The sequence below is a fragment of the Okibacterium endophyticum genome, assembly GCF_054780075.1.
On sequence record NZ_BAAGXA010000010.1, the window covers coordinates 1 to 25,884 of the forward strand.

Annotated in this window: 19 protein-coding genes and 1 pseudogene; 9 read left to right on the forward strand and 11 right to left on the reverse strand. The window is 65.9% G+C overall.

The features are described from left to right. Positions 1–189: 189 nt before the first annotated feature. Positions 190–1,113, reverse strand: coding sequence for a ketopantoate reductase family protein (locus tag ACYVF5_RS13240; RefSeq protein WP_460947162.1), 924 nt, complete (start codon positions 1,111–1,113; stop codon positions 190–192). An 85-nt stretch (positions 1,114–1,198) separates the two neighbouring features. On the opposite strand from ACYVF5_RS13240, the gene ACYVF5_RS13245 reads away from it, so the two are divergent. Both ACYVF5_RS13245 and ACYVF5_RS13250 read left to right on the forward strand, forming a co-directional pair. Further along, the gene (locus ACYVF5_RS13245; protein WP_460947164.1) at positions 1,199–1,747 is read left to right on the forward strand and encodes a TetR/AcrR family transcriptional regulator; all 549 of its coding nucleotides are present in this window, start codon (positions 1,199–1,201) and stop codon (positions 1,745–1,747) included. 51 nt (positions 1,748–1,798) lie between these two features. Beyond that, positions 1,799–1,912 (forward strand): annotated as a pseudogene (locus ACYVF5_RS13250) (IS5/IS1182 family transposase); the annotation flags it as partial. Between the two features lie 113 nt (positions 1,913–2,025). On the opposite strand, the gene ACYVF5_RS13255 reads toward ACYVF5_RS13250, so the two are convergent. The 3 genes from ACYVF5_RS13255 to ACYVF5_RS13265 all read right to left on the reverse strand — a co-directional run bounded on the left by ACYVF5_RS13255 (position 2,026) and on the right by ACYVF5_RS13265 (position 8,321). Beyond that, complete coding sequence (locus ACYVF5_RS13255) at positions 2,026–2,802, reverse strand: DNA-formamidopyrimidine glycosylase family protein (protein WP_460947166.1); 777 nt, start codon at positions 2,800–2,802, stop codon at positions 2,026–2,028. Beyond that, positions 2,795–7,597 (reverse strand): ATP-dependent helicase, encoded by a 4,803-nt coding sequence (locus ACYVF5_RS13260; protein ID WP_460947168.1) that lies wholly within the window; start codon positions 7,595–7,597, stop codon positions 2,795–2,797. The genes ACYVF5_RS13255 and ACYVF5_RS13260 overlap by 8 nt, the downstream gene beginning before the upstream one ends. A 73-nt stretch (positions 7,598–7,670) precedes the next feature. After that, on the reverse strand, positions 7,671–8,321 hold the full coding sequence (locus ACYVF5_RS13265; RefSeq protein ID WP_460947170.1) for an alpha/beta hydrolase: 651 nt from the start codon (positions 8,319–8,321) through the stop codon (positions 7,671–7,673). 82 nt (positions 8,322–8,403) lie between these two features. Here ACYVF5_RS13265 and ACYVF5_RS13270 point away from each other — a divergent pair, with 82 nt between their 5' ends. Together ACYVF5_RS13270 and ACYVF5_RS13275 are read left to right on the forward strand one after the other, a co-directional pair. Beyond that, positions 8,404–8,973, forward strand: a complete 570-nt coding sequence (locus ACYVF5_RS13270) for an NUDIX hydrolase family protein (RefSeq protein WP_460947172.1) — start codon at positions 8,404–8,406, stop codon at positions 8,971–8,973. Positions 8,974–9,004: 31 nt separating this feature from the next. After that, entirely contained in the window at positions 9,005–10,183 is a 1,179-nt protein-coding gene (locus tag ACYVF5_RS13275) for a hypothetical protein (protein ID WP_460947174.1), read from the forward strand. On the opposite strand, the gene ACYVF5_RS13280 is transcribed toward ACYVF5_RS13275, so the two are convergent. The 3 genes from ACYVF5_RS13280 to ACYVF5_RS13290 form a co-directional block, all read right to left on the reverse strand. After that, the gene (locus ACYVF5_RS13280) at positions 10,167–10,658 is read right to left on the reverse strand and encodes a GNAT family N-acetyltransferase (RefSeq protein WP_460947176.1); all 492 of its coding nucleotides are present in this window, start codon (positions 10,656–10,658) and stop codon (positions 10,167–10,169) included. The genes ACYVF5_RS13275 and ACYVF5_RS13280 overlap by 17 nt on opposite strands. Positions 10,659–10,827: 169 nt before the next feature. Beyond that, on the reverse strand, positions 10,828–12,321 hold the full coding sequence (locus ACYVF5_RS13285) for a DEAD/DEAH box helicase (RefSeq protein ID WP_460947178.1): 1,494 nt from the start codon (positions 12,319–12,321) through the stop codon (positions 10,828–10,830). 249 nt (positions 12,322–12,570) lie between these two features. Continuing rightward, the gene (locus ACYVF5_RS13290; protein ID WP_460947180.1) at positions 12,571–13,095 is read right to left on the reverse strand and encodes a hypothetical protein; all 525 of its coding nucleotides are present in this window, start codon (positions 13,093–13,095) and stop codon (positions 12,571–12,573) included. 47 nt (positions 13,096–13,142) lie between these two features. On the opposite strand from ACYVF5_RS13290, the gene ACYVF5_RS13295 reads away from it, so the two are divergent. Together ACYVF5_RS13295 and ACYVF5_RS13300 are read left to right on the forward strand one after the other, a co-directional pair. Beyond that, the gene (locus ACYVF5_RS13295) at positions 13,143–13,595 is read left to right on the forward strand and encodes an EVE domain-containing protein (protein ID WP_460947182.1); all 453 of its coding nucleotides are present in this window, start codon (positions 13,143–13,145) and stop codon (positions 13,593–13,595) included. A 91-nt stretch (positions 13,596–13,686) separates the two neighbouring features. Further along, positions 13,687–14,277 carry a 2-phosphosulfolactate phosphatase gene (locus ACYVF5_RS13300; RefSeq protein ID WP_460947184.1) on the forward strand — a complete coding sequence of 197 codons (591 nt, stop codon included), beginning with the start codon at positions 13,687–13,689 and terminating at the stop codon, positions 14,275–14,277. A 36-nt stretch (positions 14,278–14,313) separates the two neighbouring features. On the opposite strand, the gene ACYVF5_RS13305 is transcribed toward ACYVF5_RS13300, so the two are convergent. The 4 genes from ACYVF5_RS13305 to ACYVF5_RS13320 all read right to left on the reverse strand — a co-directional run bounded on the left by ACYVF5_RS13305 (position 14,314) and on the right by ACYVF5_RS13320 (position 17,230). After that, positions 14,314–14,895 (reverse strand): DUF1697 domain-containing protein, encoded by a 582-nt coding sequence (locus ACYVF5_RS13305; RefSeq protein WP_460947186.1) that lies wholly within the window; start codon positions 14,893–14,895, stop codon positions 14,314–14,316. 165 nt (positions 14,896–15,060) lie between these two features. Continuing rightward, positions 15,061–15,552: a SprT-like domain-containing protein gene (locus tag ACYVF5_RS13310; protein ID WP_460947188.1), complete on the reverse strand. Its 492-nt coding sequence runs from the start codon at positions 15,550–15,552 to the stop codon at positions 15,061–15,063. A gap of 103 nt (positions 15,553–15,655) precedes the next feature. After that, a complete protein-coding gene (locus ACYVF5_RS13315) occupies positions 15,656–16,099 on the reverse strand; it encodes a hypothetical protein (RefSeq protein WP_460947190.1) in 444 nt (147 codons plus the stop codon). 240 nt (positions 16,100–16,339) lie between these two features. Then, on the reverse strand, positions 16,340–17,230 hold the full coding sequence (locus ACYVF5_RS13320; RefSeq protein ID WP_460947192.1) for a spermidine synthase: 891 nt from the start codon (positions 17,228–17,230) through the stop codon (positions 16,340–16,342). Positions 17,231–17,319: 89 nt separating this feature from the next. On the opposite strand from ACYVF5_RS13320, the gene ACYVF5_RS13325 reads away from it, so the two are divergent. The 3 genes from ACYVF5_RS13325 to rpoC all read left to right on the forward strand — a co-directional run bounded on the left by ACYVF5_RS13325 (position 17,320) and on the right by rpoC (position 25,781). Next, positions 17,320–18,081 (forward strand): LamB/YcsF family protein, encoded by a 762-nt coding sequence (locus ACYVF5_RS13325; protein WP_460947194.1) that lies wholly within the window; start codon positions 17,320–17,322, stop codon positions 18,079–18,081. Between the two features lie 285 nt (positions 18,082–18,366). Further along, entirely contained in the window at positions 18,367–21,858 is a 3,492-nt protein-coding gene (gene rpoB / locus ACYVF5_RS13330) for a DNA-directed RNA polymerase subunit beta (protein WP_460947196.1), read from the forward strand. 44 nt (positions 21,859–21,902) lie between these two features. Next, positions 21,903–25,781, forward strand: coding sequence for a DNA-directed RNA polymerase subunit beta' (gene rpoC / locus ACYVF5_RS13335; protein WP_460947198.1), 3,879 nt, complete (start codon positions 21,903–21,905; stop codon positions 25,779–25,781). Positions 25,782–25,884 lie beyond the last annotated feature (103 nt).

Genomic DNA, 25,884 nt, shown 5'->3' on the forward strand with positions numbered 1-25,884 from the left:
AGTAGGACACCGCCGGACTTTATTTGGTCAGGAAGGCCACCCATCGTTGGGTGGCCTTCCTGCGTTAACCCCCACACACACCCGTGGTGGTCGCGGCCGGTGACCGAGACTGCCAAGACCTAGGTGTACACCTAGGGCGTGTCCGACAGCTGAGTCATAGTGCCCAGCGAGGAAGCGATCAGATCGGGTTCACCGCTCGAAGCGGGGGATGGGGATGCGAAGCCGGTGCGCTTCGCTCATCGTGTCGTCGAGGACGGCGCGTGCCTCGGCGGCGCGGGGATCCGTGTGCACCGCGAGGCTCCTTTGCGCGATCGGAATCAGTCGAGTCGCCCATGCGATCATCGTCGCGACGAGGAGCGGGTGTCGGTACGGGATCATCGCCATGCGGTGCTGTCCGAGGTCGACTCCTCGAGCCGTCAGCATGGGGACCAGTTCGCGTGTCGTCAAGAAGGCGTCGCGGAAAGCTCGGCGGTCTCCAATCATGTTCGCCAACGACCCGCTGCGCAGCGCCTGGTTGAACATGCCGGCGTCGGCGATGAAGTGAAGCCAGAGCCACCCTCGCATGTCCTTCTGCTGGCGGACGGTCAGGCCCGCCTGCCGGAAGGCAGTGAAGATCTCCTGCACCCGTGGCCGGGGAGAGGCTCCCGTGGTGCCGATGATGACGGAGGGCATCATCGCGCCTCGCAGTACGCCGTCGTCGCCGTAACCGCCGCCCGCTTGCGGGAACCCGAACACGACCCGATCGGGCGGAAGTGGCGCGACGGCGGTGAGCGGTTCCGCCCACACGTTGCCGAGCACGAGAACCGTCGCCTTTCCGAGTCGGGGCGCCAGGAACGCCGCTGCCTCTGCGAGGCGGTGGTGCCCGACGCTGAGCACGATCAGGTCGAAGCCGTCTGTCTCGTCAAGGGACTCGCGCAACGTGGTTCGGTACGACTCGCGAACCCGCCGGCCGAATGGCTTGTGGCGACCGTCGATCACATCCACCTGCACCATGTCGCCGTACTCCGCAACGCGTCCCGGACGCACGTAGAACTCGACATCGTGTCCTGCGGCGTGAAGCACGCGGCCATAGATCGTCGCGATCACTCCGCGACCGAACATCAGAATGCGCATGGCGGGTGTGCCCTCCCGTAAAATGGAGCGTGTCTCCAACTATGAGGATATGGAGACTGTCTCCGATTGTCAAAGGAGGTCACGCGTGGCCGAGGCGCGAGCGCTACGAGCAGACGCACGCCGAAATAGAGACGCGATCGTGGCAGCTGCGCGTCAGGTGTTCGATCGTGATGAGCAGCTGCGCTTCGATGACTTCGCGGCGCGTGCCGGCGTGGGAGTGGGAACGCTCTACCGGCATTTCCCGACACGGGAGGCGTTGGCGACGGCAGTCTACGAGGAGGAAGTCGCCGCACTCTGCGACGAGGCCCGCGACCCGACTCGATCCGCCGACGAAAACCTCGGCGCCTTCTTGCGAGGTTTCGTTGAGTACGTCGTGGCACATAGCGGACTTGCCCGCAGGCTCGCAGCCGTCGTCGACCCGTCCGTGCAGGCCGACGGGGGCATCCAGCTCGAACGCACCGTCACCGAGCTTCTGACTCAGGCCGTCGTCGAAGGCGGCGTACGCAGCGATGCGAGCGCGGGGGCGGTCATGGTCGTGCTGCACGGCATCGGGTCGGCAACCGACCGACCGAACTGGATAGCGGAGTCGCGCGCGGCCGTGGAGATACTACTCGCCGGGCTCAGGGCTGCGTGACGCGGGCCACGGCCTCGCGGAGCAGGACCCGTCGTCGGTCGTGATCGCTGCCGGCAGGGACGTCCGTTCTCGGGCGCGCGGCTCATGGTCGAGGGCATCGTGTACCGATATCGGTGCGGGATCGGCCCGTGGGACTCCACGATCGCTCGCGCGCATCAGCACGCACGCGCCGTCGCCCTCAACACCGTCATCGCCTGGATCAGACATTTGTCAGACACGCCCTAGGCTTCGACAAGCTCGACCACCCGCGGACGGGCACCGACCAGCTCGCCTCTCGCTCACCGCTGGCACGCCGGGCACCAGAAGATGACACGCTGCTCCGTCGCGCGTCGGCCGAGCTCTGCGCGTTCGATCCGGGTGCCGCACCGTCTGCACGGCCGGCCGTCGCGACCGTAGACCCAGCTCTCTCGACCCGGTCGTGTGTCTCCGGTCGTTGTGCGTCGAACGCGATCGCGGTTCGCCGTGATCAGCCGGTGCGAGAGGTCGACCAGCCGCACGGCATCCGTCTCGCCGATCGGGGTCGTGGGCCTCACGCCGCGGAGGAAGCAGAGCTCGTTGGCGTATTCGTTGCCGAGGCCGGCGAGGTTGCGCTGATCGAGCAGTGCGACAGCCGTGGGCACGGACGGGTCGGCGCTGAGCCGCCTAGCCGCTTCCGCAGCATCCCAGTCAGGGCCGAGAGGATCGGGACCGAGATAGCCCACCAGGTCGTCTTCTGCCGATCGCGGCACCAGCTCGAGAACACCGAGGTCGAACCCGACGGTCACCCAGTCGGCGTTCGCCAGCACGGCTCGCGCCTGATGCGCCGGCCGTTTCCACCTGACGCCGAGACGGTAGATGTGCCACGAGCCCTCCATCTTGAGGTGAGTGTGAAGCGTGTGGTCGCCGATCCTGTGCAGGATGTGCTTTCCGCGACTGACCACACCTGACACGGTCTGCCCGGTGAGATCCGACGTGGCGAACCCTGGCACACGCAGGTCGAATCTTGTCAGGGTCTCACCGGCCAGCACCTCGTCGAGATGACGAGCCGTACGCCAGACGGTGTCTCCTTCAGGCACGGATCCGCAGCCCCCGCGGCGTCTCACTGAACCCGGCGCTTCTCAGCACAGCGGCGAACTCCGTGCCGAGAACGAACTCGCCATTGATCTTCTCGACGGCGATCTTGTCGATGCGCCCCGACCGTACGAGCGAGGCGACGGAGGCCGCTGCAACCGAGAGCACCTCTGCATCGTCGGTGAACGCGAGGAGCGTCTTGCCTCCTCTCTCGAGGTACAGCGCCAGTGAGCCGTCGACGAGAGTGACCAGGCTCCCCGCCTTGCGGCCCGGCCGGTGCCTCGTCGCACTCTCGGCGAGGGCGGGCCAGGCGATCGACGCCCCGAAGGGATTGGCCGGATCGGTCGCCGCGAGGGTGATGGCGTCAGACGGGTTCGCGTCGTCGCCGTCAGCACGTGTGTGGGTGCGCAGTCGGTCGACCGTGCCAGACGTCGAGAACTGTGCAGCGCCCAGACCGTCTATGAAGTAGCCCCGTCTCGCCCTGCCCGAATCTTCGAAGCCCGCAAGCACCCGATAGGTGAGTGCAAACCCGCCCGGCACCCCCTCGGCCATCACCGAACCGCGAGTGACGATGCCGTACCTGTCGAGCAGCGTCTCAGCCGTCGCTGCGGCTCGGACCGTCTGATCCTGCTCGGCCAGTGGCAGGATCGACCATCGCCCGCCGAGAGCGGGTGAACCGACCCGTGTGCGCATTGTCGCCGGCCTGACGGCGCGACGCTGGGCCGAGAGTGACGACGAGTACGTCCGAGAACGCGGCGCACGCCTCGTGGTCCGGTGTGCACCACCGGTTCCCGTGAGCATCCGGAGCGGTGAGAAGGTGTCGTTTGTGATAAGACCGGCCCACACCAGTTCCCAGAGCGCGGCGACGAGTGCTTTGTCATCGTGTGTTCCTGTGGCCTCCGCGAGCTGAGTGAAGAAGTATGCGCCTCCTCCGCCGAGTGCGACGAGGATCTCGCGCTGCAGGTCATCGGGTTCGTGGACGCCGGCGGGCGCGTCGAGAGCGACCGGCAGCGTCAGCGGGGCGGACTCGGCCAGATGAAGCGAGACCCACCCGTCGCTGCCGGGCAGTGCACCGGCACCTGACCAGACCACCTCACCTGTCGCTGTCAGCTCGTCGAGCATGGCCGGCGAGTAGTCGGACACACGCTGGGGGAGCACGAGGGTCTCCCATGCCGAAGCCGGCATACGAACACCGGCGAGTTGCTCGATCACCCCGACGACGCCATCGATCCCGGTGAGCGGTGCAGAGACATGCTGCCAGGCCACAAGAAAACGAGCGAACACAGCCTGGTCGACGGGCTCGACCTCGTGCCGGAGCGCCGCGAGGGAGCGCAGGCGCAGGCGGCGAAGGACTCCCGTGTCGCACCACTCGGTATTGTCTGCGTACGCGTCAGCCGCGCTCTGCCGGCCCGCAGCAAGGAACTCTCCGCGGACGACCCGTCGATCATCGGCGAGGCGGCGCAGGGTGTGAGCGGCCACCGCGCTGCCGATCCCGAACCGGCGGGCGACGTCGTCAGTCGTGAACGGGCCGTGTGTGCGGGCATACCGCGCCACAAGATCGAGCAGCGGATCGGCGACCGGTTCGATGAAAGCGTTCGGCACCCCGATCGGAAGCGGAACACCCATCGCATCACGGAGCCTCGACGCATCTTCGATCGCCGCCCACCAGTCTGGGCTGTCTGGGCTGTCTGGGCGTCTGTCGTCGCGCTCGGCGTCGTGACCCGGCCGTCGCACTCTCAGCACACGCCTGTCTCGCTCGAGTTCGGTCAGGTGCTCTGTCGCTTTCGAGACCGCGTCGTCGTCTGCGGGCTCGAGCCTCGCCGCCACCTCAGCCGCGGTGAGGGGACCGAGCAGGCGCAGAAGGTCCGCAACCCCCTCGACACCGCGCATACGGCGCGAGGGGGCGGTCCGCTGCAGCTCCTGTTCTGTCTGTTCGATGACGCCGGGGTCGAGCAGCTCGCGCAGCTCGACCTGGCCGAGGAGCTCTGCGAGCATAGCCGTGTCGAGCGTGAGAGCGGCCGCCTTGCGCTCCGCTATCGGACTGTCGCCCTCATACATGAACTCCCCGACGTAGCCGAAGAGAAGCGACCCGGCGAACGGCGACGGTGTCTCGGTGACTGTTTCGACGAGCCGGACGCCCCTCGCCGAGATGCGCCTGGACAGGTCGAGGAGAGACGGCAGGTCATAGACGTCTTGCAGGCATTCTCGAACCGTCTCGAGAATGATCGGGAAGGTCGGGTATTTTCGGGCGACGTCGAGCAGCTGAGCCGAGCGCTGGCGCTGCTGCCAGAGGGGGGCCCGCCTGCCCGGGGAGTAGTTCGGCAGCAGAAGGGCGCGAGCCGCGCATTCCCTGAATCGCGAGGCGAACAGCGCAGAACCACCGACCTGTTCGGTGACAAGCGCCTCGAGCTCGTCTGCATCGAAGATGAACAGGTCCGCGCCCGGCGGCTCGAGCTCGGTATCGGGAATACGCACGATGATGCCGTCGTCGCTCGCTATCGACGCGCCGTCGATTCCGTACCGCTCGTGCACACGGGCATTCACGGCCAGGCCCCAGGGAGCGTGGACATGCATCCCGTAGGGGGAATGCAGGATGATCCGCCAGTCGCCGAGCTCATCTCGTGTGCGTTCCACAACGAGGGTCCTGTCGGTGGGCAGGTGCCCGGTCGCGCGTCGCTGCTCGGCGATGTAGCTGAGCAGGTTCGCGGCCGCACGGTCGTCGAGACCAGCCTGCGACAGGCGGGCGGCGGCATCCGCCGGCCGTGCCGTGTCGAGCATACGCAGGAACCCGCCCACCGCTTCACCGAGCTCAGCAGGACGGCCGAGGGCATCGCCCTTCCAGAACGGCAGCCGGCCCGGCTGGCCGTAAGCCGGCGTGACCAGCACCCGATCGTGTGTGATCTCCTGAATCCGCCAGCTCGTTGTGCCGAGGGCGAAGACGTCGCCGACACGTGACTCGTAGACCATCTCTTCGTCGAGCTCGCCCACACGAGAACCGGGCCCGGCTGTTCCCGTCGCGGTCGCCGCCGACGGTTCGCCCATAAGGTACACACCGAACAGGCCGCGGTCGGGAATGGTGCCTCCGCTCGTCACGGCCAGGCGCTGAGCGCCTGGACGGCCGGTGATCGTTCCCGCGTCGCGGTCCCATACGATTCGAGGGCGCAGCTCGGCGAACTCGTCTGACGGATAGCGCCCGGCGAGCAGATCGAGAGTGGCCTCGAACGCCGAGCGCGGCAGGTGAGCGAACGGCGCGCTCCTCGTGACGACCTCGTACCATTCCTCGACATCGAGCGGTTCGAGCGCTGTCGCCGCGACCGTCTGCTGAGCGAGGATGTCGAGCGGGTTCTTGGGCACGGCGAGGGACTCGATCTGCCCGGACCGCATCCGTTCCGAGGCGACGGCGGAGTTCACGAGGTCTGCGCGGTGCTTCGGAAAGAGCACACCGCGTGAGGTCTCGCCCACCTGGTGGCCGGCCCTGCCGACCCTCTGCAGACCGCTGGCCACGGACGGCGGTGCCTCGACCTGCACAACCAGGTCGACCTCGCCCATGTCGATGCCGAGCTCGAGGCTCGACGTGGCGACGACACAGCGCAGACGACCGGCCTTGAGGTCGTCTTCGATCAGCGCGCGTTGCTCTTTCGACACGGAGCCGTGGTGGGCCCTGGCGAGCACGGGAATGTCATCCGCGTCACCGTCACCTGTGCGCTCCGCACGAGGCGTGTCAGGAGCATGCCCCGCACCGGCCGCGCCTCTGGTCTGACCGCTCCCGCCCATCAGCGCGGCGGGTGCCCTGGTCTGTGTCGGCACACCGACGAGCTCGAGCGCTGCGTCGTCTGGCGCCATCCGTTCCGCATGGATCTCATTGAGCCTCGCCGTCAGACGCTCCGCGAGCCGTCGTGAGTTCGCGAAGACGATCGTCGACCGATGCTCGAGCACCCTCTCGACGATCGCCTCTTCGACGTGCGGCCAGATGGATCCGCCCCGCTCGCCGTCCGCCCGGACAGGGCCGGCAGCGGAGCCGTCCGGAACCGCGGGCTGCCCGGCACTGAGATCGGTCATGTCTTCGACGGGCACAACGACCCGAAGGTCGAATTTCTTGGCGGCAGGGGGAGCGACGATGTCGACGTGGGCCTTGCCGCCGAGAAAGCGGGCCACCTCTTCTCTCGGCCTCACCGTGGCCGAGAGGCCGATGCGCTGGGCTGGACGCTCGAGCATGGCATCGAGCCGCTCGAGCGAGAGCGCGAGGTGCGCCCCGCGTTTGGTCGCCGCAACGGCGTGCACCTCGTCGATGATGACCGTCTCGACGGAGGTGAGGGTTTTGCGCGCCGCCGAGGTGAGCATCAGGAAGAGAGACTCAGGGGTGGTGATGAGGATGTCGGGCGGTGATGCGATGAGCGCTCGCCGGTCCGAGGCAGGTGTGTCTCCGGAGCGAACGCCGACGGTGACCCGAGGAGCCTCTTCACCGAGCCGGAGCGCTGTCTGTGTGATTCCCGTGAGCGGCGCGCGCAGATTGCGTTCCACGTCGACACCGAGTGCTTTCAGCGGAGAGATGTAGAGCACGCGCGTGGCGGGGGCGGAAAGGGCTTCACCCCGGGGCTCGCGAGGGAGCGAGATGAGCCTGTCGATCGACCACAGGAACGCCGACAGGGTCTTTCCCGACCCCGTCGGGGCGACGACGAGCGCGTGCGAACCGCGCGAGATGGCATCCCACGCCCCCGCCTGCGCGGAGGTCGGCGCGTCGAAGGCACCGGCGAACCACTCCCGCGTCGCCGGCGAGAACCTGTCGAGGACGTCGCTCATGCACCCATCACAGCACATTCGGCTGACATCCCCACGGATGCCAGGCGATTGCACGAGTCCGGCGCAGCGGCGCTCAGCGTGTGCTGAGCTGCCGCGCCACGAACCCGTGGATGTCGGAGAGCTCCTGCTCGTTGATCGCGTGCCCGAGGCCCTCATAGATCCGGCCCGTGAGCGTGGAATGCGAGGGAAGCCACTCGGTCGTCGCAGCGACGTCCGTTTCGGGAATGACATCGTCGACAGCGCCCCTGCCCCAGAACACGGGAGGGCGTCGTTCGGCGAGCGTCTCATCGCCTTCCATCTGGCGAGACGTGATGAATCCGGCCAGGTTCACCCCGTACGCGAAGCGGTCAGGAGCCGTGCGCATCAGGTGCAGCACCATCGCCCCGCCCTGCGAGAAGCCGAGAAGACCGATGGACGCCGGTGTCACCTCGAGGGAATCGATCCAGTCGATGACTGCAGACGCAGACCGGTCGAGGTCCTCGAGGTCTGGTTCCCCGGGTTCGCGGCGCTGGAACCACGACCACCCGTCTACCGGCCAGGGCGCGAGAAGCGGCGCACGCAGAGACGCGATCACAGGCTCGAGCGGAAGGTGTGGCGCGAGACCGAAGAGATCTCCTTCGTGAGAACCATAGCCATGCATCACGATCAGGAGGGGGCGGCCGGCTCGCTCGGGCGCGCGGGCAGACCAGATGACGGCGTCGTCGTCTATCGCAATCCGGTGCATCCGTTCTCCGTTCGACGCCTTCAGCCTAACCACCGGACGACGCACGGTGCGGAGCGGGCGGCATCCGCTGTAAGAATGGAGCATGGCCGTTCGAACACCAGACCCAGACCAGCCCGAAGACTCGGAGCAGAACCCGACACCGGGCTGGCTGAGCGACATCGAACTCGAGCAGATCAGGCACCGCTTGCCGTTGCTGTATGTCGAGGCCGTGCCGGTGCGTGTCGACGGGCTCGGCATCGTGACCGAACTCGGGGTTCTCCTGCGCGCGACGCCGACCGGGCAGATGACGAGAACCCTGGTATCCGGCCGGGTGATGTACGGCGAGATGCTGAGGGACGCCCTGTTCCGGCACATCGAGAAGGACCTCGGCCCGATGGCGTTTCCGTTGCTGCCTGCGTCTCCCGTGCCCTTCCAGATCGCCGAGTACTTTCCGATGCCAGGCGTCTCTCCATACACAGACGATCGGCAGCATGCCGTCGCACTCGCCTATGTCGTGCCGGTGACCGGCACCTGCGAGCCCAGGCAGGATGCCCTCGAGCTGACCTGGATGACCCCCGAAGAAGCGCAGTCGGACGCCGTGAGCGCTGAGATGGAGGGCGGGCGCGGAACGCTCCTGCGTGCGGCGCTCGCGTCTGTGGGCCGCCTGCGCTGAGCCTCTCACAACCCGGAGTACGCTGCTGGTGATGACCAAGGAGCCGTTGACGAGCGAAACCGATCCTCGAACCGTGACCGGCGACTCCGAGCCTGCCGGTGAGCACCCGGCTCCTTCGATCCGCATCGAGACGGAAGCCCTCATCGCCGCGCTCATCGCAGGACTGGCCGGTGGTGTCTTCGCGGCGATCGCGTTCTGGGGCCGCCATGTGCCGATCTGGGGCGATATCTTTCTCGAGGGCAGCGTCGGAGCGATAGGGGTCACCGGGATGGTCGTTGCCGGCCTCGTGTCCAGTGTGGTGAGCTATTGGCGATCGCGCTGGCTGCCCGAACAGAGCTGGCGTCGACGTCTGCCGACATGGAAGACGGTGCTCGACGCCGGAGCTGTTGCGCTCGTGCACACGGCCATCGCCGTGTTCGCGGCGGGGACGCTCTTCTTCGTCCTGCAACTCGCCTTTCGACGGCTCACCGTCGACGGATACACCGCAACCATCGGCGTAGCCCTCGCGATGGCGCTGTCTGCATACGGGCTGTACCTGGCCGTCTCGCAGCTGACCACCGAGTCGATGTCGCAGCGATTGCTTCTCTTTATGACGGTCGGCGTTCTGCTGAGCATGGCCACATCGACCGACCCCATCTGGTGGCGGTACCACTTCAGTCACCTCGGCACCTTCGGCGATCAGCCGAGCATCGTGTTCAATGCGACACTCATCATCGCCGGTCTTCTGGTCACGACATTCGCGCTGTACGTGAGCCGCGACATCCGTCGGCTGGCACGCAGAAGGATCGTGAGGTTCGAATGGAGCGCGAGAGTCATCTCGGCGTTCTTCATCGCGATGGGAATCGCGCTCGCCGGAATCGGCCTCGTTCCGATCAACCTCACCATCATCGGCCACAACGTGTTCGCCGGAGGGACCGTGATCCTCTTCGGTGTGCTGCTTCTGGCGACGCCGATCATGCTCTGGGGGATGCCTGCGGCCCTCGGCATCACGGCGCTCGGCTTTTTCGCGGCACTTGCCGCATCGGCGTGGCTCGCGAGCATCGGCTATTTCAACATCACCGCGTTCGAGCTCGTGGCGTTCGTGATCATGTTCGGATGGATCGCGCTCTTCGTGCGATTCGTCTCTGCAGTGCTCGCCTCGGACAAGGGGACAGGGCCGTCTGAGGAACGGGAGCGCTCGGGCCGGGTGCCGCCTACCGAACGAGCCTGACCTCGTGCAGGTCTTCACCGAGGAACGGCTCGATGTGCTCCGCGCCGTCCGCGGTGAATCCGTTTCGTGTGTAGAAACCGTGCGCACGCGGGTTGTCTGAAGCGACCCAGAGATAGGCCGGGTCGGCGCCGAGAGCGGCATCGAAGAGCTTCTGCCCTGTGCCCGTGCCGTGGTACCGCGAGAGCAGATAGATGAAGTAGAGCTCCCGATCGCGCGGGGCATCGTCGTCGCGCGCGGGCCCGGAGCCGGCGAAACCGATGATCTCGCTGTCTTCGAGCGCCGCGTAGAGGCGATAGTCCTCGCCCTGCGCCACCCAGTGCGACCACAGTTCCGCGATGCGCCGAGGCGAGAGCTTGGCGAGCGTCGCCTCGCTGATGAGGTGATCGTATGTTTCGTGCCAGCAGGTCGCGTGAACGCGACCGAGGGCTTCAGTGTCAGTGTCTCTCACAGGTCGGACGACGACGTCAGTGCTCATAATCCGACGGTAGCCCGGATGCGCGTCGCGTCCTAATCGAGCGGCGGGCATGGCGAAACATCCGCGCTGAGGCACCCCGCGCACGGAAAAGCGCTCGCGCCACCGAACATTTCGGCAGCGCGAGCGCTTTGTGCAGTGCGAGCGAGATGTGCCGCGCCTGACGCGAGTATCAGCCCTGAGCGCGACGCGATCCGCGACCGCGACCGGCCGACTGCCCGCCGACGAGGCTTCCGACGCGCAGCCCACCCGCGCGCGCCGGCTGTGCCTGTGAGCCGCCGCGCGACGATCCGCCGTTCGACTGCGCCGCCGGCTGACCGGAGGCCGCGGGCCGAGGGGAACGGTCACGACGTGAGCGTTCGCCTCGTGCTGTTCCGGCCGCCACGGCGTCACGGGATGCCCCGCCGCGTGCGCGCTTGCGCTGTGCGTTCGCGCCCTGTGAACGGCCTCCGCCCTGCTGCTGCACGGGGCGAAGAACGGGCTTCACATAGGGAGCGATCTCGCCGACGAGCTCGGTGACCTGCTGTGAACTCGCCGTGACCGCAACCGGCGTGACAGTGATCGCTGCCTTGCGGAGCAGCTGCGCGAGGTCGCGCTTCTGCGTCGGAAGGCAGAGCGTCACGACGTCGCCGTCGCTGCCCGCTCGAGCGGTGCGGCCCGAGCGGTGCAGGTACGCCTTGTGTTCCATGGGCGGGTCGACGTGGATCACCAGTTCGACGTTGTCGACGTGCACACCGCGTGCCGCGACATCCGTTGCCACGAGCACACGCGCGGTGCCATCGCTGAACGCAGCGAGGTTGCGGTCGCGCTGGGGCTGCGAGAGGTTTCCGTGCAGGTCGACAGCGGGGATGCCCTGCTCCGTCAGCTTCTTCGCGAGCTTCTTGGCGTGGTGCTTCGTTCGCATAAAGAGAATGCGGCGACCGGTGCCAGAGGCGAGCGTCTTGATGACCTCGTTCTTGGCATCGAGCGACTCGACCTCGAAGACGTGGTGGGTCATCGCCGCGACGGGAGAGTTGGCCTCGTCGACGGAGTGCAGAACCTCGTTGTGCAGGAACTGCCTGACGAGCTTGTCCACGCCGTTGTCGAGGGTCGCGGAGAAGAGCAGTCGCTGGCCGTTGGCCGGCGTGGACTTGAGGATGCGTGTGACGCCGGGCAGAAAGCCGAGATCGGCCATGTGGTCTGCTTCGTCGAGCACCGTGATCTCCACGGCGTCGAGCGAGATGAAGCCCTGCTTCATCAGGTCTTCGAGACGCCCGGGGCAAGCCACAACGATGTCGACGCCGGCCTTCAGTGCGTCGACCTGGCGTTTCTGGTTCACGCCGCCGAAGATCGTTGTCGTCTTGAGCCCGTATGCCCCGGCGAGCGGCGCGAGCACCGCGTCGATCTGCGTTGCCAGCTCACGGGTCGGGGCGAGAACGAGGCCGAGCGGACGGCCGGCGCGGCGAGCGCCGCCGGCGAGTTCTGTTCCCAGCCTGGCTGCCATCGGAATGGAGAACGCGAGGGTCTTGCCTGAGCCGGTCTTGCCGCGGCCGAGCACGTCGCGGCCGTTCAGGGTGTCTGGGAGTGTGTCGACCTGGATCGGGAAGGCAGAGGTGATTCCGGCTTTGGTGAGCGAGGCGACGAGCGGTGCCGGCACGCCGAGCGCGCCGAAGGATGTTTCAGTCAATGTGTGCCTTTCGTGCAGCAGTCTGCACTGTGGTCAAATCTGCGCAGTGGTCAGCACGCTTGTGCTGGAGCGGTGTGCAGATGATTGGCGAAGGCGCCGGAGGGCGCATCCGTTCGCCGTATGAAAGTCATCGACCCGGTCATTGCTGACACGAGGAGAGAAAGCGTTCTACGACGCAAGAGACACATAGTTGTGCCTGCGAGTCATACCAGTCTAGCGCATCGAACGGCGCCAGCCGAACGGCAGGGGTCAGCCAGGTTCGGATGCCCCGTCCGTCGTCTGTTCCGGCGGCTCTGGATCGTATGCCCAGGTCGGCGCGAGCTGTTTCATACGCACCTCGCGCCACTGCCACAACGCCCACAACGGGTACCAGTACAGTGCAGCTGCCGGCCCGCCGATATCGAGCCGATCCCGATAGAGGGCCGCACCGGGCCGATCGGGAACGGCTGACACCGCCATCCGGTGCCGCCACGAGGCGAGAGAAGCGAGCGGTCCCGAGACGCCGCCACCCTCATCGCTCAGGATCCGGGTGCCGTCTGGCCTTCTGTCGTCGCGCAGGGCGATGCGCTGGCGACCGAGAGGAACGAGCCCGGCGGCGCGGATGGTGAGCACATGTTCCGTTCCCGTTGTCCACGACGTCGGGAATCCGCCCTCGATCCCAGAGGCCGTGTGTACAAGGGGGCCATAGAGCTCCTGCAGAACCGCAGGGGAGTGCAGCGCGCGCCAGACCGCTCGTGGCTCACAGTCCAGTTCGACCTTCAGCTGTATGCGCATGCCTCCATCCTGCCCCGTTCACGGCCGCGATGCGCTAGACATGACGTATGGCGATCCGGTACTGGCTGGCAGTGGTGCACAGGGACCACGTGCGGGTCGGCGTGGCAGAGGGATTCGCCCAGGTCGGTCACGGGCGCCGTGAGGGCCTCGGCAGAATGCGCGAGTCAGACGGGCTCGTCTTCTATTCGCCTCGGGAGAGCGCCGACGGGCCGCAGCTCAAGTGCTTCACGGCGATCGGGCGGATCGCCGACGACGAGCTGACACAGGTGCACGCCGATCGCCTCGACGCGACCTGGCGGCCCTGGCGCCGGCGCGTCGACTACCGCCTCGACGTGGGCGAGGCGCCGATCCGGCCGCTGATCGGAGCACTGGACTTCACCAGGGACAAGCTGAACTGGGGATACCAGCTTCGCAGCGGCCTGATCGAGTTGAGCCGGAACGACTTCGACGTGATCGGCAACGCCATGAGGCCCCCGTCCCCAGACGACCGCCTGCGATGATCGGGCGACGAACGCGTTCGGCCGGAGGCTGCCTTCTGTCATGGTTCGTCATCGGACCACGGCAGGCAACGCCCGTCGATACGATAACGGCGTGAGCAACAAGACCGTGAGCGACCAGCCTCAGACGCAGACTCCCGAAACGCAGGTTCCCTATCAGGTGCGATTCGATTTCGGCGCATCGGGTCTCGCCCGGATCGGCCGGGCGGATGTTGTGGTCTGGGTCGACGCGCTCTCCGGCACCGGGGGATCGCAGGCGCCGGACCTGGCCGCTGTGCCACCGGGCTCCGCGGTGATCGCGGCATCACTCGTCAACCGGTCCGCGGCCGCCGACTGGATCCTCGAGCACCAGCTCAGCATCGGCGGGCGGGTCGCCGTCGCTGTCGTCGCGGCCGGTCGTTCCGATGGATTCGCGAGCAACGACATGCTCGCCGCCGGCGCTGTCATCGACGCGCTGGTGACGAGGGGCATCGACTTCACCTCACCGGAGGCGGCCGTGGCCTGTGCGGCATATGAGGGGCTCCGCAATGCCGTCGGTCATCTGTACACGGCCTCGGTCGAGGGCAAGGAACGTGTTGCGGCGGGCGAACGGGACGCTGTGAAAGCAGCGGCCGCCGTCGACAGCTCAGAGGTCGTCGAGGTGCTCAGAGGTCGTCGAGGTGCTCAGCGCAGGCCGTTGAGCTGACGCCCGCCCTGTGCGGCCCGCGCCAGTGCAACGGGCTCACACCAGCTTGCGCAGCGTGCGCAGGTTCCGTGTTGTTGTGGTCTCGCGATAGCGCTTCTTGGCCGATTCCCGTGCGAAGGCCGTGTCGGTGCTCCCGCCGCGCGTGACCTCCCAAAAGATGATCCCGCCAGCGCCGATTTTCGTGGTGCCGAGGTCCGGCGCCGCGGTGACGCGTTCGTCTGCCGGATCGAGCCCGGTCGCGGCGAATGCGAGCAGCGAGTCCAGCGACGCTGTGTCAGACGAGAACATCACGTACGGCTGCTTTGTGTCGACCTCGTCGAACGGGTAGGCATCGATGATCTGTCGCAGCGACGATTGATCGGTCAGCACGATCCAGGCGTCGTAGCCGAAGGCATCCGACAGCGCCTGCTCGATGGTTCGTTTGGTGTCGTCAGCGCCGAGGTGGTCGGCGCCGACGAGATCTGGTGATGGATGCTGAAAGAGCACGTTGCCAGAGGCGAGCACAGTCGTCACGTCGTCGAAGCCCAGGTCGCGGAAAACCGCCGCGAGATCCGATGACCTGATGGTCACGCCCCCGACGTTGACCCCCCGGAGCAGGGCGACCTGCTTGTTCTGCATGTTCGAACTCAACCGTTCTGACTCTCTCTGTTCTGGCTCTCTCTGTTCTGACTCTCTCTGTTCTGACTCTCTCTGTTCTGACTCTCTACTGTTACTTTTCTGACTCTCTACTGTTCTGGTTCGATTCGCCGTTCTGTCTCAACCGCTCCGATCCGGCCGATGAGGTCAGCGCGACGCGGCAGCTCGTTTGCGCGTCGAAGCGCTGATCTCGCGCTTCGTCCAGGTGATCTCGAATCGAGGATCGAAGCGCCGTGAGCACACGGCGCACGAACTCGGTCTCGTCGGCCGCCGGTGGCGGTAGATCGTGTGTCCGCTCGGGCAGGTGCCGACCCACGGTGCGAGTTCGTCGGCGGATTCGCCGTCGTGCAGACGTGAGCCCACGTATCCGAGCCCTGTGGCGACAGCACGCCATTTGGGCCCGTGCCCGGCGCGGGGACCCGCCATCGCGTGAGCGACCTCGTGCAGCAGCACCTGATGGATCTCGTCATCCGCGTATCGCGCGGCGAGATATCTCGACACCGTGATGCGCTTGTCAGAGAAGTTGCACAGGCCCGCACGCCGTTTGGCATTGTCGAAACCGAACGTCCAGACGGCGGCGTCGAGGTGCAACGAGATGAGCGCGTCTGCCCATACCCGCACCCGCACAAGATCTGCCATGCGAGAAATCTACTCCTGGCCACAGACAGAGGGTAAGCATCCGCGAGGGCAACAGCTGGTGAACCGATGCTGTCCGAGCGCCTTCGGCGCGCTTCGGATGCCGCTACCCGGCGGCCGGTTGATCAGATGCACTGAGAAAGGACTCGGTGACGGCCGCAGCGATCAGTGTCGGTTCCAGCTGGTCGTCGGATGCCCCGGCCTTTCTGCGCAGGTCGATGGCGCGTGTGAAATCACCGAGAGCGGCTGCGTAGTCGCGCTGGTCGAAGAAGACACGGCCGCGGTGCTGCAGCGAGAAGGCCTCGAGCAGGTGCCACTCGTGGGTGCGCGCCTCTTCTGCACACGAGGTGAGTTCGTGGACGGCCTCGTCGAACGCGCCACGGAACTGCAGGACCTGCGACCGCAGGAGTCTCGGCCGGATGAGGTCTCGGCGGTTTCCGGTGAAGCGTGCAAGGCGCACGGCTTCATTGGTGATGTCGAGGGCCTCATCGAGCTGGCCGGCGACCTTCAGCAGCCAGCCGCGCTCGAGCAGGGCGCTCAGGCTGCGCATGTCGCCGAGCTCGTCGAGGCGGTCCCCCACGGCCTTGAGGTCGACTTTTTCTCTCAGTGTGACGGCGTCGTAGCCGATGATGATGCTCAGAATCGTCTCCAGGTGGTGCGTGTGCCGTCGGGCTGGTCCGAGCCTACGTCGCGCAGGGCGAATCGAGGGTCTTGGCTGCGGCGTGCCTTCGGTGTTCGCCGAGAGGATGCCGCTGGCCGCTCCAGAAGTACGACTGAGGGACGACGACGGTTAAGCCTTGACCTGGAAGATGCTCTTCGCGGGAAGCGGTGACGGCACAGCTGTCGCGTCCGTCACAACGGGGGCAGAGGCGATGAACGCGCGAAGCTCTGCATCCGCTATCACCTTCGCCGGGTAGGGACCGCCCGCGAGGAGCCGGGGAACGAAGTCGAGCGGAAGCGGCGAATGCGATCCGATCAGCACGACATTGCCGAATCGACGGCCCTTGAGAGTGGCCGTCTCGGCGAACGCAGCGACGTGCTCCACCGCTGCCTGCAGTGTGGCAGCCTGGCCGCGGGCGAAGGCGAGACCATGGCCGTCCGCGACGTTCACGGCGACGATGCCCTCTCGCGTGAGCAAAGCCGAAGCCTCTCGATAGAACTCGAGACTCGTCACGTGGGCCGGAGTGCGCGCCCCTGAGAAGATGTCGACGATGACCAGATCGGTGCTCCCCGTCAGTGCGGCGGGCAACCGCGAGAGCACCTCCCTGGCATCGCCGTAACGCACGCGGATGCCCGCTCTCTTCGACCAGGGAAGGTGTTCGCGCACGAAGTCGACGAGGTCCTGCTCCAGCTCGATCACCTGTTGACGCGAGCCGGGCCGGGTCGCGTCGATGTAGCGAGGAAGAGTGAGCGCACCCGCGCCGAGGTGCACGGCGGTGATCGGCTCACCCGGGGTGCGCACGAGATCGGCGACGTGCCCGATGCGCTGTACGTATTCGAAGAACAGCGCTGAGGGGTCCTCGAGGTTCACGTGGGACTGAGGGGTGCCGTCGACCACAAGCCGATAGCCGCCGGGGACGAACGCGTCCGGTTCGATGACGGCCTCGTGACCGCTGTTCCGCAGGGTGATGCGCGGGTTGTCGGCTCGCTCGCCCCGTGCATTCCCGCGTTTCTCAGCCACACCATGAGCCTACCCGCGCACGGCCCGCACGTTCCCCGGCCTCCGGCCCCTGACGAGCCCCTGACGAGCCGCTGACGTACGCTTGAGATGTGCGAGTCGACCTCAACAGTGACCTCGGTGAGACCGTGAACGGGGTGCGGACGGCGGACGATGACGCGATGTTCGGTGTGATCTCGAGTGCCAACATCGCGTGCGGGTTCCACGCCGGTGACCCGGAGACCATGCGCCGGTTGTGCGACCTGGCCGTCGAGCGCGGAGTGAGCATCGGCGCTCATGTCTCGTACCGAGACGCGAGGGACTTCGGGCGCACGGACGTCGAGGTCGAGCATGGGGTTCTCATCGATGACGTCCTCGAGCAGATAGCGGTGCTCGAGAACGCCGCTCGGCCGGCAGGCACCCGCGTCGCCTACGTGAAGCCGCACGGTGCGCTCTACAACCGCATAGCCCGCGATGAGTCCAGAGCGGATGCCGTTGCCGTCGCAGCCTCGTCGTTCTCGCCTTCCCTTATGCTGATGGGCCTGCCCGGCTCGGCCATCGAGCGCGCGGCGGCTGAACACGGTGTGCCGTTCGTGGGAGAGGGGTTCGCGGATCGGGCGTATCGGGACGACGGATCCCTTGTTCCGAGAACAACGGACGGAGCCGTTCTCACGGGCGACGACCGTGACGTCGCCGGCCGCGCGGTCACCATGGTGACGACGGGCGTTGTGCCCTCCATCTCGGGCGCCGCCGTTCGTGTGCGCCTCGGCTCCCTGTGTGTGCACGGCGACACTCCGGGAGCGGTTCGTCTGGCGCGCCGGGTGCGCGAGGCGCTCGCCGCCGCCGGGGTCGACGTTCGGTCGTTCGCCAGGTGAAGTCCCCGCGGAGCCCCGCCTCCCGGGGAGCTCGCAGAACGACTGCGCCTGGGTTATACCTGAGATTGCGAAACTCGTCAAGGAGATGAGTGGACTTAACGTGCGCGACCGCATACACTGGACCTTTGCGCTCCCAGACGTTTTCTAATGCCTTCATATTGCGGTCGGCCCACGCGTGCACATGCTCGAGTCACTCCGAGTTCGTGCTGTATTTCGCTGACGTCTGGCGAGTTCTCCATTACTCACAGGTAACTAGGCCCGACGGGGCCCACGGAGGTTATTTCCTTGGCTGCTGCGCGCAACGCACCCACCAATCCACCCAAGAACGGCCGCGGAGCTTCCCGCCTCTCGTTCGCCAAGATCAGCGACACCCTGACGGTTCCCGATCTGCTCGCCCTGCAGACCGAGAGTTTCGACTGGCTCGTGGGCAACGACGCGTGGAAGGCGCGCGTCGACGCCGGCACGAAGGCGGGTCGTCAGGACCTCGCGACGAGCTCGGGCCTCGACGAGATCTTCGAAGAGATCTCTCCCATCGAAGACCTCGGCGAGACGATGCAGCTGTCGTTCACGAGTCCGTTCCTCGAGCCGGAGAAGTACTCGATCGACGAGTGCAAGGAGCGCGGCAAGACCTACGCAGCCCCTCTTTATGTCGAAGCCGAGTTCATGAACCACCTCACCGGTGAGATCAAGACCCAGACGGTCTTTATGGGCGACTTCCCGCTGATGACCGAAAAGGGAACCTTCATCATCAACGGCACCGAGCGTGTTGTGGTGTCGCAGCTCGTCCGCAGCCCCGGTGTCTACTTCGAGCGTGCCCAAGAGAAGACGAGCGACAAAGACATCTACTCGGCCCGGATCATTCCGAGCCGCGGTGCCTGGCTCGAGTTCGAGATCGACAAGCGTGACCAGGTCGGTGTGCGCATCGATCGCAAGCGCAAGCAGTCCGTCACCGTGTTCCTGAAGGCGCTCGGCCTGACGAGCGAAGAGATCCTCGAGCGCTTCGCCGGGTACGAGTCGATCGAGGCGACGCTCGAGAAGGACGCGATCCTCACCAAGGAAGACGCGCTGCGCGACATCTACCGCAAGCTCCGCCCGGGCGAGCAGGTCGCGGCAGAGGCGGCCCGCGCGCTTCTCGACAACTTCTATTTCAACCCGAAGCGTTATGACCTCGCCAAGGTCGGTCGTTACAAGATCAACAAGAAGCTCGGCGTCGACGCTCCTCTGCAGAACTCGGTGCTCTCGGTCGACGACATCGTCGAGACCATCAAGTACCTGGTCCGCCTGCACGCCGAGGAGAAGACGTACACCGGCATCCGCGATGGAAAGCCCGCCGAGATCCGTCTCGACACCGACGACATCGACAACTTCGGCAACCGTCGCATCCGTGCCGTCGGCGAGCTCATCCAGAACCAGGTCCGCACGGGCCTGTCGAGGATGGAGCGCGTCGTCCGCGAGCGGATGACCACGCAGGACATCGAAGCGATCACCCCGCAGACCCTGATCAACGTGCGCCCCGTCGTCGCCGCGATCAAGGAGTTCTTCGGCACGTCGCAGCTTTCGCAGTTCATGGGTCAGAACAACCCGCTCGAGGGACTCACCCACAAGCGCCGTCTCTCGGCGCTCGGCCCCGGCGGTCTGTCGCGTGAGCGCGCAGGCGTCGAGGTCCGTGACGTCCACCCCTCGCACTACGGTCGTATGTGCCCCATCGAGACACCTGAAGGCCCGAACATCGGCCTGATCGGCTCGCTGGCGTCGTTCGCCCGCATCAACGCGTTCGGGTTCATCGAGACGCCGTACCGTCGTGTGGTCGACGGCAAGGTCACAGACAACATCGACTACCTCACGGCGATGGAAGAAGACGAGTTCGTCGTCGCCCAGGCCAACGCCCCCCTGAACGAGGACGGATCCTTCAAGGAAGGCCGCGTCCTCGCCCGTAAGACGGGCGACGAGGTCGACCTGGTTCCCGCAGAAGACATCGGCTACATGGATGTCTCGCCGCGCCAGATGGTGTCGGTCGCGACCAGCCTCATCCCGTTCCTCGAGCACGACGACGCGAACCGCGCTCTTATGGGTGCGAACATGCAGCGTCAGGCGGTCCCGCTGCTGCGCAGCGAGTCGCCGCTCGTCGGAACCGGTATGGAGGGCTACGCAGCCATCGACGCCGGCGACGTCATCACGGCGGACAAGTCGGGTGTTGTGCTCGAGGTGTCTGCAGACGTCGTCACCGTTCAGCTCGACGAGGGCGGCACACAGGACTACTACCTGCGCAAGTTCGACCGCTCGAACCAGGGCACGAGCTACAACAACCGTGTCGTCGTCTCTGCGGGCGAGCGTGTCGAGGCAGGCGAGGTCATCGCGGACGGCCCGGCGACGGAGAACGGCGAGCTCGCGCTCGGCAAGAACCTGCTCGTCGCGTTTATGACCTGGGAAGGCCACAACTTCGAAGACGCGATCATCCTGAGCCAGAACCTGGTCAAGGACGACGTGCTCTCGTCGATTCACATCGAGGAGTACGAAGTCGACGCCCGCGACACGAAGCTGGGCAAGGAAGAGATCACCCGGGACCTGCCCAATGTCAGCCCCGAGCTGCTCAAGGACCTCGACGAGCGCGGAGTCATCCGCATCGGCGCCGAAGTCCGCCCCGGCGACATCCTGGTGGGCAAGGTCACGCCGAAGGGCGAGACCGAGCTGAGCGCAGAAGAGCGTCTGCTTCGCGCGATCTTCAATGAGAAGAGCCGCGAAGTCCGCGACACCTCGCTGAAGGTCCCCCACGGCGAGTCGGGAACGATCATCGCCGTCAAGGAGTTCAACGCCGAAGACGGAGACGACGAGCTGGGCTCGGGCGTCAACCGCCGTGTTGTGGTCTACATCGCCCAGAAGCGCAAGATCACAGAGGGCGACAAGCTCGCCGGACGCCACGGGAACAAGGGCGTCATCGCCAAGATCCTCCCGGTCGAGGACATGCCGTTCCTCGCAGACGGCACACCCGTCGACATCATCCTCAACCCGCTCGGCATTCCGGGTCGTATGAACTTCGGCCAGGTGCTCGAAACGCACCTGGGCTGGATCGCGAAGCAGGGCTGGGAGGTCGAGGGCAAGCCGAGCTGGGCGAAGACCCTTCCCGCCGAGGCACACAGTGCGGCGCCGGGAACGAAGGTCGCCACCCCGGTGTTCGACGGCGCAGCCGAAGAAGAGATCGCCGGCCTGCTGGACTCGACGACGCCCACCCGCGACGGTGAGCGCCTGATCGACTCGACCGGAAAGACCCAGCTCTTCGACGGTCGCAGCGGTGAGCCGTTCCCGGCTCCGATCTCTGTCGGCTACATGTACATCCTGAAGCTCCACCACCTCGTCGACGACAAGATCCACGCTCGTTCGACAGGACCGTACTCGATGATCACCCAGCAGCCGCTCGGTGGTAAGGCTCAGTTCGGCGGACAGCGCTTCGGCGAGATGGAGGTGTGGGCGCTCGAGGCCTACGGCGCCGCATACGCGCTGCAGGAGCTGCTCACCATCAAGTCTGACGACGTGCTCGGCCGGGTGAAGGTCTACGAGGCGATCGTCAAGGGCGAGAACATCCAGGAACCGGGCATCCCCGAGTCCTTCAAGGTGCTCATCAAGGAGATGCAGTCGCTGTGCCTGAACGTCGAAGTGCTGTCCGCTGACGGCACCGCGGTGAGCTTGAAAGACACCGACGATGACGCGTTCCGTGCTGCAGAAGAGCTCGGCATCAACATTTCCTCCAGGTTTGAGTCCTCGTCGATCGACGAGATCTAAGCCTGGCCACTGTAGAACTCACCAGTATTTCCGTAGGAGAGAAATTGCTCGACGTAACAACTTTTGACGAGCTTCGCATTGGCCTGGCTACCGCCGACGACATCCGTCGTTGGTCGTACGGTGAGGTCAAGAAGCCTGAAACCATCAACTACCGCACACTCAAGCCGGAGAAGGACGGTCTGTTCGGCGAACAGATCTTCGGACCGAGCCGTGACTGGGAGTGCTCGTGCGGCAAGTACAAGCGCGTGCGCTTCAAGGGCATCGTCTGTGAGCGGTGTGGAGTAGAGGTCACCAAGTCCAGCGTTCGCCGCGAGCGGATGGGCCACATCGAGCTCGCCGCGCCCGTGACGCACATCTGGTACTTCAAGGGTGTTCCCTCACGCCTCGGCTACCTGCTCGACATGGCGCCGAAGGACCTCGAGAAGGTCATCTACTTCGCCGCATACATGGTCATCGACGTCGACGACGAGGGTCGTCACGCCGATATGCCCGGACTCGAGAACGAGCTGCGTCTCGAGATCAAGACCCTCGGCGACCAGCGCGACTCGCGCATCGCCGACCGTCTGCAGAAACTCGAAGACGACCTCGCTGCCCTCGAGGCAGAGGGGGCGAAGGCCGACCAGAAGCGTCGAACCAAAGACGCCGCTGAGAAGGAGATGAGCCAGACCCGCAAGTCCTTCGACGAGCAGATCGCTCACCTCGAGCGTGTGTGGGAGGACTTCCGCAACCTGAAGGTCGGCGACCTCAAGCCTGAGGATGCCGTCTTCCACGAACTGCAGGACCGCTATGGCATCTACTTCGACGCCTACATGGGCGCAGAGGCGATCCAGAAGCGCCTCGAGACCTTCGACCTGGTGGCAGAGGCAGAGACCCTGCACCTGCAGATCGCCGAGGGCAAGGGCCAGAAGAAGATCCGCGCGATCAAGCGGCTGCGCGTCGTCAACTCCTTTGTGCAGACGGGCAACTCGCCGGCTGCCATGGTGCTCGACGTCGTCCCGGTCATCCCGCCCGAGCTGCGCCCGATGGTTCAGCTCGACGGCGGCCGTTTCGCCACGAGCGACCTCAACGACCTCTACCGTCGTGTGATCAACCGCAACAACCGCCTGCGTCGCCTGCTCGACCTCGGTGCTCCCGAGATCATCGTGAACAACGAGAAGCGGATGCTGCAGGAAGCCGTGGACGCGCTGTTCGACAACGGCCGCCGTGGTCGCCCCGTCACAGGAACAGGCAACCGTGCCCTGAAGTCACTGAGCGACATGCTCAAGGGCAAGCAGGGTCGATTCCGCCAGAACCTGCTCGGAAAGCGTGTGGACTACTCCGGTCGTTCCGTGATCGTCGTCGGTCCGCAGCTCAAGCTGCACCAGTGCGGTCTGCCCAAGCAGATGGCGCTCGAGCTGTTCAAGCCGTTTGTGATCAAGCGCCTCATCGACCTGAGCCACGCTCAGAACATCAAGGCTGCGAAGCGGATGGTCGAGCGGAGCCGCGGCGAGGTGTGGGACGTTCTCGAAGAGATCATCCGCGAGCGCCCCGTGCTGCTGAACCGTGCGCCGACGCTTCACCGTCTCGGCATCCAGGCGTTCGAGCCGCAGCTCGTCGAGGGCAAGGCCATCCAGCTCCACCCGCTCGTCTGCGCGGCGTTCAACGCCGACTTCGACGGTGACCAGATGGCCGTGCACCTTCCGCTGTCTGTCGAGGCTCAGGCAGAGGCACGCATCCTGATGCTCGCCTCGAACAACATCCTGAAGCCGTCTGACGGCCGCCCGGTGACGCTGCCCTCGCAGGACATGATCATCGGACTGCACCACCTCACCACCCTCACAGAGGGTGCTGTCGGTGAAGGCCGCGCGTTCTCGAGTGTCGCAGAGGCGATTCTCGCGATGGACCAGGGTTCCCTCCACCTGAATGCCAAGGTGAGGATCCGCCTGAACGACGTGCGCTTCCCCGCGGGTGAAGCGCCCGAGGGCTACGAGGGCGGGCCTGTGCTCAAGGAGACGACCCTCGGCCGGGCGCTCTTCAACGAGGCGCTGCCAGACGACTACCCCTTCGTCGAAGAGGTGGCGGACAAGGGCAAGCTCTCGCAGATCGTCAACGATCTCGCCGAGCGCTACCCGAAGACCGTTGTGGCGGCCACACTCGACAACATCAAGGACGCCGGCTTCCACTGGGCGACCCGTTCCGGAGTCACCGTCGCACTCAGCGACGTTCTCACACCGCCGAACAAGCGGGAGATCGTGGCTGGATACGAGAAGCAGGCCGCCAAGGTGCAGTCGCAGTTCGAGAAGGGCCTCACAACAGACGCCGAACGTCGTCAGGAGCTCATCAAGATCTGGACAGAGGCGACGGACGAGGTCGCCGCGGCCATGCGTGCGAACTTCCCGGTCGACAACACCATCAACCGCATGGTGTCGTCTGGCGCCCGTGGTAACTGGCTGCAGATCCGCAACATCGCGGGTATGCGCGGGCTCGTGAACAACCCGAAGGGTGAGATCATCCCTCGCCCGATCATCTCGAGCTACCGCGAAGGTCTCTCGGTCGCCGAGTACTTCATCGCAACCCACGGTGCTCGCAAGGGTCTTGCCGACACGGCTCTTCGTACCGCAGACTCCGGGTACCTCACCCGTCGTCTCGTCGACGTGTCTCAGGACGTCATCATCCGTGAAGACGACTGCGGCACCACGCGCGGGCTCGAACTGCCCATCGCCGCCGTCGACGCGAGCGGAACGCTTGTGCGCGACGCCAACGTCGAGAACTCGGTGTTCGCCCGTTCGCTGGCCGCAGACGCCGTCGACGCGAAGGGGACTGTTCTCGCAGAGGCGGGTTCCGATGTCGGAGACGTGCTGATCGACGGGCTCGTCGCCGCAGGCGTCGAGAACATCAAGGTTCGCTCGGTGCTGACCTGTGAGTCTGCTGTCGGTGTGTGCGCTGCCTGCTACGGCCGCTCGCTCGCCACCGGGCAGCTCGTCGACATCGGTGAGGCCGTCGGCATCATCGCGGCGCAGTCCATCGGTGAGCCGGGAACCCAGCTCACGATGCGTACCTTCCACACGGGCGGTTCGGCATCCGCCGACGACATCACGCAGGGTCTTCCGCGTGTGCAGGAGCTGTTCGAAGCGCGTACCCCCAAGGGTGCGACGCCGATCGCAGAGTCCGCTGGCCGCATCACGATCGACGAGACGGACAAGAGCCGCAAGCTCATCCTCACGCCGGACAACGGTGACGAGGCGATCGTCTATCCGGTGCTGAAGCGTGCGACGCTTCTCGTCGAAGACGGCGACCACGTCGAGCTCGGCCAGCCGCTGCACATCGGCGCCATCGATCCGAAGGAGGTCCTGCGCGTGCAGGGCGTCCGCGAGGTGCAGAAGCACCTCGTCGGCGGCGTCCAGGGTGTCTACCGTTCTCAGGGTGTGCCGATCCACGACAAGCACATCGAGGTCATCGTTCGTCAGATGCTCCGCAAGGTGACTGTCGTCGACCACGGTGACACCGACCTGCTGCCCGGCGAGCTCGTCGACCGTTCGCGGTACAACGAGCTCAACCGTGCAGCGCTCACCGAGGGCAGGAAGACCGCGAGCGCCCGCCAGGAGGTCATGGGCATCACCAAGGCCTCGCTGGCGACCGAGTCGTGGCTGTCGGCTGCGTCGTTCCAGGAGACCACCCGCGTGCTCACGCAGGCGGCCATGGAGGGCAAGCGCGACCCCCTGCTCGGCCTCAAGGAGAACGTCATCATCGGAAAGCTCATCCCCGCCGGCACCGGGCTCGCCCGTTACCGCAACGTGACGGTGGATGCGACGGAGGAAGCGAAGGCGGAACGGTACCCGAACCGCATCTTCGCGAGCGACGGAACGTTCGATGAGAACGATCTCGGTTTCGTGGACTTCGACACCTTCTCGAGCGACGACTACACCCCGGGTACGTACAACTAACCTGTACGCACTCCACCAGGGCGGGTTCCGGCGCAGCCGGAGCCCGCCCTGTTCGTGTGCGGCGAACGCCGTCTTCGCCCGACCCACCCGCCGCGCGTTCTCG